At 41.2% G+C, this 14,326-nt stretch carries 11 protein-coding genes; 6 read left to right on the forward strand and 5 right to left on the reverse strand.

Annotation, left to right across the window (positions count from 1 at the left end; translation table 11 throughout):
* The first annotated feature begins 22 nt into the window (after positions 1-22).
* From LC586_RS00780 to LC586_RS00795, 4 genes are all read left to right on the forward strand, one after another.
* On the forward strand, positions 23-298 hold the full coding sequence (locus tag LC586_RS00780; protein ID WP_229482504.1) for a BrnT family toxin: 276 nt from the start codon (positions 23-25) through the stop codon (positions 296-298).
* Positions 282-527, forward strand: coding sequence for a hypothetical protein (locus LC586_RS00785; protein ID WP_229482505.1), 246 nt, complete (start codon positions 282-284; stop codon positions 525-527). Before LC586_RS00780 ends, LC586_RS00785 begins: the two co-directional genes overlap by 17 nt.
* A gap of 362 nt (positions 528-889) precedes the next feature.
* Positions 890-1,837: a LysR family transcriptional regulator gene (locus LC586_RS00790; RefSeq protein WP_229482506.1), complete on the forward strand. Its 948-nt coding sequence runs from the start codon at positions 890-892 to the stop codon at positions 1,835-1,837.
* A 114-nt stretch (positions 1,838-1,951) separates the two neighbouring features.
* The gene (locus LC586_RS00795) at positions 1,952-3,025 is read left to right on the forward strand and encodes an anthranilate phosphoribosyltransferase family protein (RefSeq protein WP_229482507.1); all 1,074 of its coding nucleotides are present in this window, start codon (positions 1,952-1,954) and stop codon (positions 3,023-3,025) included.
* 57 nt (positions 3,026-3,082) lie between these two features.
* Here LC586_RS00795 and LC586_RS00800 read toward each other — a convergent pair whose 3' ends face one another.
* Together LC586_RS00800 and LC586_RS00805 are read right to left on the reverse strand one after the other, a co-directional pair.
* Positions 3,083-4,513, reverse strand: coding sequence for an LCP family protein (locus LC586_RS00800; protein WP_229482508.1), 1,431 nt, complete (start codon positions 4,511-4,513; stop codon positions 3,083-3,085).
* Between the two features lie 286 nt (positions 4,514-4,799).
* On the reverse strand, positions 4,800-5,249 hold the full coding sequence (locus LC586_RS00805; protein WP_438822863.1) for a hypothetical protein: 450 nt from the start codon (positions 5,247-5,249) through the stop codon (positions 4,800-4,802).
* Positions 5,250-5,397: 148 nt separating this feature from the next.
* Between LC586_RS00805 and LC586_RS00810 the strand changes: the two genes are divergently transcribed.
* On the forward strand, positions 5,398-6,573 hold the full coding sequence (locus tag LC586_RS00810; protein ID WP_229482509.1) for an AI-2E family transporter: 1,176 nt from the start codon (positions 5,398-5,400) through the stop codon (positions 6,571-6,573).
* Between the two features lie 132 nt (positions 6,574-6,705).
* Here LC586_RS00810 and LC586_RS00815 read toward each other — a convergent pair whose 3' ends face one another.
* Positions 6,706-8,034 (reverse strand): serpin family protein, encoded by a 1,329-nt coding sequence (locus tag LC586_RS00815; protein ID WP_229482510.1) that lies wholly within the window; start codon positions 8,032-8,034, stop codon positions 6,706-6,708.
* A 433-nt stretch (positions 8,035-8,467) separates the two neighbouring features.
* A complete protein-coding gene (locus LC586_RS00820) occupies positions 8,468-10,063 on the reverse strand; it encodes a S8 family serine peptidase (protein ID WP_229482511.1) in 1,596 nt (531 codons plus the stop codon).
* 229 nt (positions 10,064-10,292) lie between these two features.
* On the opposite strand from LC586_RS00820, the gene rpe reads away from it, so the two are divergent.
* A complete protein-coding gene (rpe, locus tag LC586_RS00825; protein WP_012408248.1) occupies positions 10,293-11,000 on the forward strand; it encodes a ribulose-phosphate 3-epimerase in 708 nt (235 codons plus the stop codon).
* Between the two features lie 1,198 nt (positions 11,001-12,198).
* Here the strand turns inward: rpe and LC586_RS00830 are convergent.
* Positions 12,199-12,615 (reverse strand): HetP family heterocyst commitment protein, encoded by a 417-nt coding sequence (locus LC586_RS00830; protein WP_229482627.1) that lies wholly within the window; start codon positions 12,613-12,615, stop codon positions 12,199-12,201.
* Between the last annotated feature and the right edge of the window lie 1,711 nt (positions 12,616-14,326).

The raw sequence follows: 14,326 nt of genomic DNA on the forward strand, positions 1-14,326 counted from the left end.
GTAGACGGCAAGAGCATTTGACATGGAATTTGAATGGAACCCAGACAAAGCGGCGTTAAACCTTGAGAAACATGGTATTTCCTTTCCGGAAGCCGCAACAGTGTTTAACGACCCGCTATCTGTGACCTTTCCCGATCCTGACCATTCTATTGGAGAAAGTCGTTATATTATCATTGGTGTATCTAGGTTTGGACAACTCTTAGTCGTTGCACACACTGATCGAGGAGAAAAAGTACGAATTATCAGCGCTCGAAAAGCCACCCGTCAGGAGAAAAGGTTTTATGAACAAAGAAATTGAGAATGAAATGGAAGACGAATTACGTTCTGAGTACGATTTTGCTCAAATGGAGGGAGGCATCAGAGGCAAGTATATTGAGCGGTATCGTCAGGGAACAAATTTAGTACTTTTAGATCCCGATGTTGCCCAAGCTTTTCCTAATGATAAAACGGTGAATGACGCATTGAGGTTGTTAATTCAGGTTGCCCAACGCCAGCAGCCTAATACTGCGGTGCAGCAGACAGAATAGAAATAATCTACATAATTCGTAATTAGTAAATGCAAGTATGACGCGATCGCAGCCGTATTCGCAAGTTGCACGGCTATTTGCTTGAGGTTGCAAAGAAAGTTGTGTTACTGAAACCTTATAATGTGATGAATTAAAAATCTTATTTAAAAATTTATATATTGCAGAAGAAAATAGTCAAGTCTTTTTTGGCGGAATTTACCAAAAAATTTTGTGCAAAGCGGATAATTTGCGAAAAAGGGAGTATAGCCCGATTTACATAAATATAAATTTTTAGAAAAGACATGTAACAAAATATACTAAATTTTAGGTAAAAAACCGTTAACTTTAATGAAAGTTATAAATGTAATTCAGGCTACATAAAAATGCGCCTAGAGCAGTTGCAAGCCTTTCTGGCGATCGCACAAACCGGCAGCTTTCAACAAGCAGCGCGAACATCTGGTGTTACCCAATCGACGATTAGTCGCCAAATCCAGGCATTAGAAGCAGATTTGGGTATAGAACTGTTTCACAGAAATAGTCAGGCAAAATTAACGCTGGGAGGTGAATGTTTACTACCCCGTGCCCGCAAAATTTGCCAAGAATGGCAGACAGCTACAGAAGAATTAGCCGATTTAATCGCCGGGAAACAGCCAGAACTTTGCATTGCCGCGATTCACTCCCTTTGTGGATCTTACTTGCCCCCAGTGTTACAAAAATTTTGCCATGATTATCCAAATGTGCAATTGCGGGTGACTTCATTGGGAAGCGATCGCGCCCTGAAAGTCCTCAAAGATGGATTAGTGGATTTAGCAATTGTGATGAATAATCGCTTCTTAACCACTGGTAGAGAAATGGTGGTAGAAGTACTTTATGATGAACCTATAGAAGTTCTAACCGCAGCCAATCATCCACTAGCCCAATATGAATTAGTCCCTTGGTCGGAGCTAATTCGTTATCCCCAAGTGGTTTTTAAAGATGGTTATGGGATGCAGCGTTTAATACAAGATAGATTTGAGCGAATGGAAGCTACACTCCAAGCGGCTTTAGAGGTAAATACCCTAGATGCCTTCCGGGGAGTAGTGCGCCAAGGAGAATTGATAGCTTTGCTACCTCAATCAGCATTAGTAGAAGCTCGTCTTGACCCTACCCTAGCGATTCGTTCCTTAGCTAGCAATAGTACTAGTGGTTTAGCAGATGGTTCCAGTTTGACCCGTCGGGTAGTTATGGTAACAACTCAAGATCGCCTTCAAATTCCCCCCATCAAGCACTTTTGGCAACTCGTGCGAGAAAATATCCCATTACAAATTGACCAGCAGCGATCAGCTTCTTAAGCGTTATTAGTTATTAGTCATTAGTCATTAGTCATTAGTCATTAGTCATTAGTCATTTTCGGTTATTCACAAAGGACAAATGACAAAGGACAAAGCACAAAGCACAAAGCACAAATGAGCAATATATTTAGGGAATTACTGCAAAAAGTAGGTAGTGGAAACCACACAAGCGAGAATTTAACTCGCGCCCAAGCAGCCACCGCCACTAAAATGATGCTGCTGGGTGAAGCTACACCAGCCCAAATCGGAGCGTTTTTGATTGCTCATCGAATCAAACGTCCCACAGGGGAAGAGTTAGCGGGAATGTTAGATGCATATCATGAACTGGGGCCAAAACTGCAACCAATCGTCTCTCGGCGACCAGCGATCGCTCTTGGTATCCCCTATGATGGCAGAACACGCACAGCACCAATTAGTCCGGTAACAGCTTTACTACTCGCCGCAGTTGGGCAACCAGTGGTAATGCACGGTGGCGATCGCCTCCCAACTAAGTATGGATTACCTCTAATAGATATTTGGCAGGGTTTAGGAGTCGATTGGACTAGCCTACCACTAGCAAAAACCCAGCAAGTGTTTGAGCAAACGGGAATCGGCTTTATTTATCTACCTCAGCATTTTCCCTTAACTAACAGTATTTGGGAGTACCGCGACCAACTTGGCAAACGTCCGCCATTGGCGACAATGGAGCTAATCTGGTGTCCTTATACTGGGGATGCTCACGTAATTGCTGGGTTTGTGCATCCGCCGACAGAAGGGATGTTTCAGATAGCTTTGGGGCTGCGGGGAGTAACAAAATTTACATTAGTGAAAGGATTGGAAGGTAGTTGCGACTTACCGCGCGATCGCACTGCGATTATCAGCTTATCTTCATCCGTAGCATCCCAAGAGGTAGAACGATTGCACCTCGTGCCGCGTGATTACGGCTTTACTACCAAGAACGTACCCCTTGGAACTACTGAAGAACTGGTGGCGGATATTCAGAAGGTTTTAGCAGGTGAACCAGGCGAACTAATGCAAACAGCCTTGTGGAATGGCGGTTTTTACCTATGGCGGAGTGGTATTTGTGGAGATATGCCAGAGGGTTTAGCTAAGGCAGAAGAATTATTAACCAATGGTGCAGTAGCAGCAAAACTCCAAGAACTCAGCCAGTTAGTAAATTCGCTCTCAGCAACATTTGTGCCAGTGTAATTAATTACGAATTACGAATTACGTAGCTTGCTTCTCGCCTTTGGCGAGTATTACGAATTATTTCGTCAGCAACTCCTCCAAAATAGATTTTTGTTGCAACCAATCCTGCCCTACTTGGATACTGATATCCGAGCCAAGGTTGCCAGTACTTTCCACACGCACTTCGCCAAACCCCAAAGTGTCACGAATTGATTCGGCACTGTCACCATCTCCTTGCTGGGCGACAATGTGAGTTACTTCTAGAGGTTCACCCCATGCCTTAGCCACATAGATGTTGCGATATCCAGATTTTTCCAAAGCTCTAATCAATGGTCGGAGGTTAGAGCGATCGCCACCTGTACTATCTTGAATTGCTACACGCAAAGAGCCTGGATCAGTCGCACTCGCCTGCTGTTCCTCTTCTGACTCCAAACCAAAGTGTTGAGCCATTAGTTTGGCAATACCATCTTTGTTGGGCAACCAATAGCTAGCATCAAATTCATTCTTATCGCTAAAGCGACCTGGCAGCATTAACATTTGCATATTAGAGCGATTTGTTCGCACCCCAAAACCCATCAGCGCCACTAACTCTTCAACCGTCAAGTTAGTATCGATGTGGTCTTTCACTACATCAAGAACTTGAGGTAATTGAGCAACAGTAGCGGGGTTAAGTGTTTGATCCATCAAGGCACGCATGACCATTTGCTGCCGCTGAATCCGACCAATATCACCGAGTTCGTCATGGCGAAACCGCAGCAATTGCAGTGTCTGCTCACCGTTGAGATGCTGCTTACCCGCCTTCAAATTGATGTACAAATGCTGAGAATCATCTTGGTACTTCATATCTTTGGGGACGTAGACTGTTACGCCCCCTAAAGCATCGATCAGCTTGGCAACTCCCAAAACGTTAATTCGCACATAGCGATCAATTCCTGCCCCACCTAAGAGATTACTGACGGTTCTGGCAGTCAAAGCTGGCCCACCTTCAACATTGGCGGCATTAATTTTTTTCACCCCATACCCCTCTATTTCTGTACGGGTATCTCTGGGAACGGAGAGCATAACTATTTTTTTAGTCTCTGGATCAAATTTGACCAAGAGCATCACATCGGCAAGACCATCAAAGGAGTTTACTTGGGGCAGGTATCTAAGGCTTTTGGTTTCTTCGGGAGGGTTTTGCACATCTGGGGGAAGTACACTCATCCCCATAACCAAGAGATTCACTGGGCGAGTTAATTCTGAAAATCGCAGCACACCTCCAGAAATGCGATCGCCATCAAACACCGCTTCATCCTGTGGACTTAGCTGGGCTTGTTGCAAAGGCGTACTGGTCAAAGACACTGCCAAAAGCGCCCCTGCTGTTGCTGACACCATTGCAATCCCACTCATACCTACCCAAAACCACAGCCAACGCCCGGATTTCGAGTTATGGGACAGGGGAATTCTTTTACTGGACTTTGAGGCTTTTCCCGACTGGTTTTCTTCCGCCGAACTTCTTTGAATGGTCACAGACTTCCTCACACTTACTCACTAATCAAATTCGGTAAATTTGCAAACTAAAAACATCCAAACAAATCAACCCATAATAACTAACTCTTAATTATCAGTGCTAATTTTTTTAATGTAGTGTCAACCACAACACTTATAGCAGCATTTTTCCTTTTTTTGGGTCAACCTAGAGATGTTTTACTGAAGTATGGCAATAATAAACTGGATTTAACTAGATATATAGATAAATCAACAGTAATTTTTTAGGAAATAGGTAAAACTACTGAAAAATTCTCACCCTAAAAAATTAAGATAAGTACTTTCCTAGCACTCGTTCGGCTAAAGTAGTAAACCCTGGTAAACGCCCAGATTTGCCCTGCATCAGGCGCAAAATCAACCAGACACTTACTAAAAAGTAACCCGACGTGAGAAAGCTATTCAGGATAAAAAGACGTAGCCCAAAAAAATCTGAAGTTGCTGCTCCGGTAGCTAATAATAGATATCCCAACAGCCAAGTAAGCGCCAAAGTAATAGACATACGGCTAATAGCAAGTTGTTCCCGACTCCCTTGGCCCCGATAGAGAGTCCACAAGGACGGAAAAAAGCCGATGATCGGAATCAAATATAAAAGCAACTGTGTTTTGGGAATTGGGCATTGGGCATTATTACTATCCCTCTGCTCCTCTGCTCCCCTGCTCCCCTGCTCCCCCAGTAGAGAAGCGATAAATCGCGTCTCTACCCACTCCCCACTCCCCACTCCCCGCTCCCTATTCTCTTTTGATTCAAAATTTTTCATTGGGGTTAGTCTAACTCCTAAACTAGAAGGATGAATGAGACTCGTATAGTTAGAGATAATAATCTGTAAAGAAAGATTTTATTTAGTTCTATTTCGCAATCAGCTCAAAATGCAGACACGTAAGCTACTCGACTGGTGGCAAACATTTACACCAATAGCGCGAATCGGGGCGATCGCGTTATTCCTTCCGCTGCTAGTTCTTAATGGTTGGGCACTTTCGGTATTTTTTGATTATTTCCATTCTCTCATAGTCATTTTAGTCGGAGCCTCAGTGCTAGCATTTCTGCTCAACTACCCCGTGAGCTGGATGGAGCATCATGGTGCTAGGCGAGAGCAAGTCGCTATCCTAGTATTTCTCTTGGCTTTATCGATTTTATTGGCGTTGGGTGTGACACTTTTTCCGTTAGCCCTTACCCAAGCTCAACAACTGGTAGCTCGTTTGCCAGAGTTGATCGACTCTGGACGCTCTCAGTTAATGATATTAAACGAAAAAGCTGAGACTTATAGTTTACCGATTAACCTTGATGCTCTGGTAGTGCAAATCAACGATCGCGTCAAGGGACAATTGCAAGCGATCGCTGGACAAGTTTTAAATCTGGCGGTAGTTACAGTCACTAGTCTGCTAGATATTCTCTTGACGATGGTTTTGACTTTCTACCTTTTACAGCATGGAGGTGAACTCTGGGAAAGTTTAGTGGAATGGTTACCCTCTAAATTTCGCGATCCTTTTTCTAAAACAGTCCGCCTGAGCTTCCAAAATTTCTTCATCACCCAGTTGATTTTATCGACTTGCATGGCATCAGCCCTGATTCCTACCTTTTTGTGGCTGAAAGTACCATTTGGTTTACTATTCGGCCTAACTATTGGTCTGATGGCTCTCGTCCCCTTTGGCGGTTCTGTAGGTATCGCGCTGACTACACTATTGGTAGCACTGCAAGATTTCTCAATGGGTGTGAGAGTTTTGATAGCGGCAGTAATTGTACAGCAAATTCTCGAAAACTTAATTGCCCCCCGAATTTTAGGCAGCTTTACTGGTTTAAATCCAGTTTGGATTTTAATTTCGGTCTTAACAGGCGCAAGAATTGGCGGACTGTTGGGTGTAATAGTGGCAGTACCCACAGCTGTTGTGATTAAGACTGCTTTAAGCGCCTTGCGTCCTGGGAGCCTAAGCAGCGAGATAGATGACAGCGCCACTGGGGAAATAACTGCACCTATTGCAGCAAACGATTCTCCAAAAGCTGACCCTAAAAACACTCTGAGTATTTCTGAAGCGACATTACCTTAAGTTAAATTCAAAATTCAAAATGAAGAAATTTTGAATTTTGATGTTACATATTTGCGGGATGATTTAGCAACTTCCAAAATTCTCCCCCTGCTTCCCTCAATTCATCCCACTGTTCTGCAATGCCTAAATTTTTTACTGTGGATCAATGATGGAACCCATAAACAAAAGACTTCCCGTCTGATTATCCCTAATGGCACAGAAGAAGGGACGATCAACAATCATTCGGAATGGTTCTGGTTCATCTCTCAAAGATGTTGCGACTATTCCCACTGAGGTAGCCGCAGCCGCTTCAGTGCCTTCTTCGTTCACTTCAACAAAAGTTTTATGTTTAACTTGGCTAATGGCAAAATTTTTACCCATGCCGGAAAAATTGGCTTTGTTGCTGAAAGCCTCCTCCATGCCTAATGTTTTCAAGGCATCATTTAGTGTAACTTCGTAATCTGTTTTGAAGCGGGGTAGGCGAATAAACCCTTTTTGCTTGTTGAACTGAGTCATCCATTTTTCCCAGTTCTCAACATTCAAGTTTTGATAGAAGGCTTTAAGGTTAGAGTTCTGTTTGGGCAGGAAAATATAAAAACTGAATTTCCCATCTTTGCCGTAAGGTAAACTAACTGCCTGAAACTGTTCGCTTTCATAGTACCTGTAGTCACCTTCCTGTGACATCATTGGGTGTTGTTTTCGTCTGCCAGATGTAATGTAAAAAGGGTATTGAGCAGTTTGATTTTTGTCAAATTCGTTACTCCAATTACCTTTAAAATAAATGGCGTTAATCAGAAATAACACTTGATTGGGTTCAATTGTTTCAACTATTTTAGTGATTTTACCCTTAGTATTTTCTTTTACCCAGTTATTAATAATACTAGATGCGGCGGCATCTTTAAAATTTAAATTGCTGACCTTAGCTTGATAGAAATCCTGGGTTCTCTTGAGGAAGTCTGGCGCAAAGCTAACATCTTGATTTGCCCAAAGTGAGTTAGCAATGCTCAATTGCACCTTCGCATCCTGATTGTCTAAAAGCTGCTTTAATGCCGCCGCGTAAGAAGAGTTGATTTCTGGTAGAGTCATCCCCTGTAATTCCAGGGTTTTTGCCATTGCTTGTTGAGTCGAGCCGCTAGCGCCGTTGTAGGTCATAGCAAGAGCGATCGCTACACTCGAAGGTGAGATAAAAACATTCTTCTCAGCCTGATCATCTTTGAGTTCTGAAAATAGTTTGAAGCCAAACTTGTTGCTAGACTCAACTATTCTTGTATCAGGGTTGACTGTTTTTTTTTGCAATGGAGTTTCTGGCTGAGGTAAACTAGATTGGGCGAGGGCACTTTTGTTACTCTCGACTTGAGAACACCCTAATACACTCAATAGAACAACACTTGCAGCTGCCAAAGCATAACGTCTGCCCAGACTAACACCGTAACGTCTTTGCAGGAAATTTTCTTTCGCGTCACTAAATTTTTGTCGATTCATTCTGCTACCTCACTTGCCAAAGATTCCCGATCTGTGCTCATGGTTGACGCAGAAACTGTGTCAATGATTAACTATTGCATTTGCTCCAATAGAAAATGGGACTGTTACAGAAACTGTAACAGCAAGTGATTAGCTCAGAGGAATTAAACACAAGCTATTAGAGTTGCTAATTCCTAATTGAGGCAGCGATGCAGACGAATTATGAAAAATCTCGATTCTTAGGAATTTTCCTATTTATCTATAAAAGTATTGTAGATTACCTAATCACCAAATAACCAGCGCTCTTGGTTTTTAAAGATAAAATCACGCTTTTCAGTTTACGAAATACCAAACTTTTATAGGGACAGACGGCTGTGCTACCCGATAGGGGAGTGTTGTTGAAATAAATGAAAAACGCTGTAAGTTGTACAGATAACAGTTGTGCTAGCCTATTTCAATTGATAGGTACACTCCACCAAGCTAAACTATATGGTTGAGTCACTTCATTTCGCTTTTGACGAAACTGGACGCGGATTTTGTAATTGCCAGCAGCAGCAACGGGGCAAAAAATATGTTCTACACTATCGATTTGGCTGATTGAGGAGCAAACAGCACCAGCATCTGAATTTTGAGCATTAGCTTTTACTAAGTATAGGTCGAGATTATTCAAACCGCGATCGCGAAAATTTTCGCCTATGTCATATTGCTGGTTTTTATTTTTATCGTTGAGTTCTACCAATCGATCCCAACTCAGAGTAACAGCAACAAAACTTTCCTGCTTTAACGGTTTTGCTAAGATATAGTCAACAGATGCTCCAGCATTGACTGTGCGATAATCCCAACCAATGGCTGGTATCGCAGCTGATGACTGCCATTGCCCAGCACTAAATTGCTGATAAGCGCGAAATACATTTAAATGACCCGCTCCCATTTCGGCATCCAAGGGAATTGTGGGATCTTTATAAGCATCAGAATCTAGCCAGTTTTGATTTTGTTTATCAATTAGCGTCCGGCTCATTCCCAACCGCAAGCCATCACCGCTATCTAGGATTTTGTCTGCTGAATTCAGCAATACAGCTTTCATTACTTGATGATGCCGAGAATTAATGCTCCATCGGGGTTGTTTTGTCCGTATCTGTCGATCAGCAAATTCTTGCAACAGAGCAACACTAGCCGTAACTTGAGGCGCTGCAAAACTGGTACCTGTAACCTTGTTCAATTTGCCATCTGGATTGAGCAAGGGAATATTATTCCCAGGAGCAACTAAACTGATAGCGCGACGCCCATCAAGATTAAATTCCCTTCCAGCTAGCCTTCCACTCACTCCTTGGTTAGCGCCCGCCAGATTAGCCACATCTACTTTGTTAAAAACTCCCCTTCGGCGGGATGAAAAAGCCACGTTCATTCCGTTAAAATTATCTGTAGGGATGGGAATACCGCCCTTACCCTGGTTGCCTGCGATCGCATACAAAACATCATGAACGCGACTAGACCAGTCAACACATAAAGTTAGTAAAGCATTGCCGTCTAAAGTAGCCTCTGGCCGAGGATCGCGGCTCAAAGGTTCACCAAAGCTAAAATTAATGGCACGGACATCGCCACCATTTTGTAGGGCTATGTGCTGGGCTGATAAGCACTCTTCTGGCTGACCCATGTTTTTAGTGGAACCCACCGCAGACGAATACAGTCGCGCTCCCGGAGCAACTCCCGGCAAAGCTTTATCTTTACTCACCATCACACCAGCGACATTGTAAGCGTGGGGGTCAACACCATTATTTGATTTAGCTGGCCCATTGCGTAAGAATACCGCCGCTAAAGATATAGCGCGATTTTTAGACACCGCCTTATCCCACCCAAACATTCCCGGTCGGCCAATTTCCACTTGACCAATAGCAATCTTACGACCGATTAAATTATAAGGAGCTTGGTGTAGCTTCAGAGCATCAATGCCGTTAGTTCCTAAAGCAGATTCTAAAGCCGAAGCAATTACCGGCGCACTCAGACAAGAAGCACTTAATCCCCAAATTATCCAGGTTAGTTTTTTAGCCATTAGTCATTAGTCATTAGTCATTCAATTTTAGATTTTAAATTTTGGATTTGGGATTGAAGGAAAAATCCAAAATCCAAAATCCAAAATTAGCAGAGTTAGGAGTTATTATTCTCCCCACTCGCTACTCCTCATTCCCTACTCCCCAAAAAGACCGGGATCAAAGTTATGAGTCTTGCTCAATGTTTTGTTACAATGCTTACAGACGAGGACGCTTAAAAACCCACTAGCCATGACCCAAAACCTATCTCAAAAGCCCATTGTCATTTCTCCATCTATCCTATCAGCCGATTTTAGTCGTCTGGGTGACGAAATTCGCGCCGTAGACGCGGCTGGAGCGGATTGGATTCATGTTGATGTCATGGACGGTCGTTTTGTACCTAATATTACGATAGGCCCTCTGATTGTGGAGGCGATTCGTCCGGTTACGACCAAGCCACTGGATGTCCACTTGATGATTGTGGAGCCAGAAAAATATGTAGAGGGATTTGCTAAAGCGGGTGCCGATATTATCTCTGTACACTGCGAGCATAATGCTTCCCCACACCTGCACCGCACCTTGGGGCAAATTAAAGAGCTTGGTAAGAAAGCTGGAGTTGTACTTAATCCTGGTAGCCCTCTAGAGCTAATTGAATACGTTCTAGATTTGTGCGATTTAGTACTGATTATGAGCGTCAACCCTGGTTTTGGTGGTCAAAGCTTTATCCCTGGTGTATTACCCAAAATCCGCAAGCTGCGTCAAATGTGTGATGAACGCGGTCTTGACCCTTGGATTGAAGTGGATGGAGGACTCAAGGCAAATAATACCTGGCAAGTTTTGGAAGCGGGAGCTAATGCAATTGTCGCCGGTTCAGCTGTATTTAACGCTAAGGATTATGCTGAGGCTATTACATCAATTCGCAACAGCAAGCGTCCTACGCCAGAATTAGCTAAGGTTTAATTCATTTTTGGATTAACCATTCTCTACAAAAAGTAGGGTGGGCAAATTGCTCACCCTATTTTTATTTACACTAGGACTAGCCCTTTCAAGGTGTTGTGTGACGGTATTCTGCGATCATAGACCATGTTGTAGGGGCACAGCAATGCTGTGCCCTTACGAAAGATATGGTTTTTAACCTTGCTCCATATTTATTTAGTATTTATTGTCAATGCGTAATATCATGTCCGCATAAATAGTTATGCTAACCACAGTCATTACACCCCACCCCCAACCCCTAAGAGCTCTTCGGGAGGGGAGACAAAGCATAGCTTTGGCGGGGTAGGGTTCTTCGGGTTTAATAAGCAATCAAGCGGACATGATATAAGTTGTATACACATAAAAAAACTGGAAGCTATTCAAGTTTTGAACTTCCAGTAGTTGCTATATAAATTGAAAATTTAGAAAGCAGAGATAATCCAGGTTGGGAGGACTAGGATTACAATAGTCGAAAGAGAAAGAGAAGCGTATGACCTACTAGTACAACACAGCGCAAATCAAGCTATCATTTTAAAACTTGCAAAAGCCTTGATATACAAAACTTTTGACTTTTGAATGCGTGACTTCCGCCTTGCGGTACTAGTTCTACCAGCCACGACAACGATTTTACCGTAACTTTTCTGTTTCCGTTCCTGTTATTGGTGTTAAGCGTTTGCAATATTTAACTAAAGCAACACCAACCACAGGATAGAAAGTTTTATAAGCATTACTCCCATCGTCTGCAGTCGATGAAAGCTGTGTAAAATTTGGATTGGGGGAATCCACCTCCCCAAATTCTCTTTGCTGAGACTTCCTCAGAAAAAGAACCACCAGTAGCAACGGTTGTATCGTTGGTCTTGGTATAGGAGTTATTTACTCCATAAACTGCTGACTACTTTTGTAATAAATTTGATTTATTTCATAGTCAGAACTAATCATTGATTTTATTTTTTTAAATTAACTTGTTGCCGCTAATCACCTCTATTTTGGTTGAAGTTGTAGTTGTTATTAGTTTATCAATATCGTTCAGTATATATTTGCCAGTTTGGCAGATTTTTGCAAATAAATATTAAATTAATCACTGCTATAGAAAACCTACCATGCTAAAAATTTTAAATTAGCATAGTAGGCTCTCAGATACTCAATCAACTCTAGGCCAGAATTTCTGGATTCCAAATTGTTTTTAATTGACTCCACAGCGTTTCAAGGAAATATCTTGGCTGCCTTCTGGTTTTAATGGCGATTTCCTTGATTGATGTTCGTTAATTGGGTGTCCCAATCTCTGCTCTAAACTACCACCACGGATTTCTGTTTTTTGCTTTCCAACTACTTCAAGATAAGCAGGTCTTGAATCTTTCAGCATTTTTAGATTTTCACTTTGCTGTTGTTTTGCTCTGTTGGTTTGAGAGTTTTCTTTAAGCAATCGATTGTAGGTACGGTACGGAATGTAATGGAGAGGATTATAACCAGCAAAACGTAGCATTAAAACACATGCCCAGGAATACTTTCCAGCAATAATTGCTTCAACTACTTTGTCAAATTGTTGAGCCTTGACTGTTGTATCTAAGTTACTACTAATACCAGCAATGTCTTGATTCATCATAGTGTTTAGTTATCTTGGATGAAGTAAGCTAGTTAAATTTCTGCGATTGTTAGTGTTTAAATTGAGGTTTACAAACTGCACTAACCTTTTTGCAGCTGTTGAATCGCTTTCAGGTAATTATCAGCAATTTGGCGGTGTTAGATGTTGACGAAGGATAAAAATCTATCAATCAACAGACACGTACATAATTTTCCCAAACTCTGATTGGCTCCCGTAGCTTTGAATGATAAAGATACAGGCTGAAACTTCTCTGCTGTTTAAGCTTTACCTTGGCGCTATTGAGCAGAGTTTTAGTAATTTTGGCTGATAACTCCCTTAATAAACTAGTTTTGGCAAGAGCTAGCTCGTAGTAGGGATACAAATTATATAGATTCATTCCTGAACTGTCCCCTTGGCTTGAGGTTTCGACTGCATTTGACCTGATGATTTTTTTCATGAAGTAACCATTGATTAAAAACTTGATTGTTTTTAATCAATTTTGTTGGCTGCTCAGTCTTAATTATCCAGATTTCCTGCGATGAATTGAGGAAACTTTCCTTATAGCTTGTTAGTAAGTGAAAGGTAAAAATTTATCTTTTGTCTTCTCATTTTACTGGTAGGACAAAAGTCTTGGCGTAGCTCTTAGTAGATGCAGTTTTGTCCTCTGAAACTTTCTCAACTCCTAATTCAATAAATCTTCTCTGTTAAAACGCCTGTATTTCTTACTACTGCTTAATTAAGCATTTTCCGGCAACTTTCCATATTTTTTCGATTAGTGGTAAAAATTTATTTATCTTTGAGCTTTAATAACGCCATTCGTATTTATACTATTTTTTGTCGTTAATGTCATCTACTAAGTTAGTAGATTTTTAAGTTAAATTTACTGAATGTATTTCGATACGTACTTGCGGATTGTGCAACTTTAAATTTTGTCCTACTTTGCTAATTCATGAGGGGTCTGACCCCCCATACAATCTCAATTTAAACCCTTTATTATTGTCGAGTTGCTAGAAAATACTACCATTAACTATGATGTAAAACAAGTTATAAAAATAGTAAAATTTAAAGAATAAAAACTTTCCAGGCATAAGATTGAACGTATTTTATTAATAAGTTCAATTAGAGAATTATATTTGTTATCCTTATATTTCTTGATTTACAAGAACTACAGCTTTAGCGTATCTAAATAAAATCACTGTAAACTTATCGTGAATTATTTCATGATTATCAGCTAGTAATGATAAATAGCCTAGTTGTGAAAAAAATACTGGCTAGTAGTAATAGAGATAGCTGGTTTGAATTATCATTAATTGAATAAAGCAAAATACTTGTAGCAAGATGCTTGGAATAAAAAAAATATATAGCAATCCTAAATCCTTTGTGAGATAAAAATCGCTGAAAAGCCTATAATTACGTACTTTTAATCTCAGTATTTTCTCACGTTTCAATTCGGATTGCTATAGCAGGTTAAGTCAGTAAAATATTCAAAAGCTTATTAATAGAGATAAAGTTAACTAACACATAATATTGTTAAGTTGATTCAACAGTAACTTATAGAAGAATCGTAATTTGTTTTTGAAAAAATTTAAGTAGTCTTGTAGGGTGTGTTAGCGGAGCGTAACGCACCATTCTAAGATTTGGGTGCGTTACGCTATCGCTAACACACCCCTACGTGGATTTCAAAAATAAAATCGGAGTCCTATATGTGTCTTAATCTTTAAAACTTTTA

The sequence above is a fragment of the Nostoc favosum CHAB5714 genome (assembly GCF_020829495.1).
Classification (GTDB): domain Bacteria; phylum Cyanobacteriota; class Cyanobacteriia; order Cyanobacteriales; family Nostocaceae; genus Nostoc; species Nostoc favosum.

Coding starts and splice junctions, on each gene's coding strand:
- LC586_RS00780 (WP_229482504.1), top strand. CDS start 23: ATGGAATTTGAATGGAACCCAGACAAAGCGGCGTTAAACCTTGAGAAA.
- LC586_RS00795 (WP_229482507.1), top strand. CDS start 1,952: ATGAGCAATATATTTAGGGAATTACTGCAAAAAGTAGGTAGTGGAAAC.
- LC586_RS00820 (WP_229482511.1), bottom strand. CDS start 10,063: ATGGCTAAAAAACTAACCTGGATAATTTGGGGATTAAGTGCTTCTTGT.
- rpe (WP_012408248.1), top strand. CDS start 10,293: ATGACCCAAAACCTATCTCAAAAGCCCATTGTCATTTCTCCATCTATC.
- LC586_RS00810 (WP_229482509.1), top strand. CDS start 5,398: ATGCAGACACGTAAGCTACTCGACTGGTGGCAAACATTTACACCAATA.
- LC586_RS00830 (WP_229482627.1), bottom strand. CDS start 12,615: ATGAATCAAGACATTGCTGGTATTAGTAGTAACTTAGATACAACAGTC.
- LC586_RS00815 (WP_229482510.1), bottom strand. CDS start 8,034: ATGAATCGACAAAAATTTAGTGACGCGAAAGAAAATTTCCTGCAAAGA.
- LC586_RS00785 (WP_229482505.1), top strand. CDS start 282: ATGAACAAAGAAATTGAGAATGAAATGGAAGACGAATTACGTTCTGAG.
- LC586_RS00790 (WP_229482506.1), top strand. CDS start 890: ATGCGCCTAGAGCAGTTGCAAGCCTTTCTGGCGATCGCACAAACCGGC.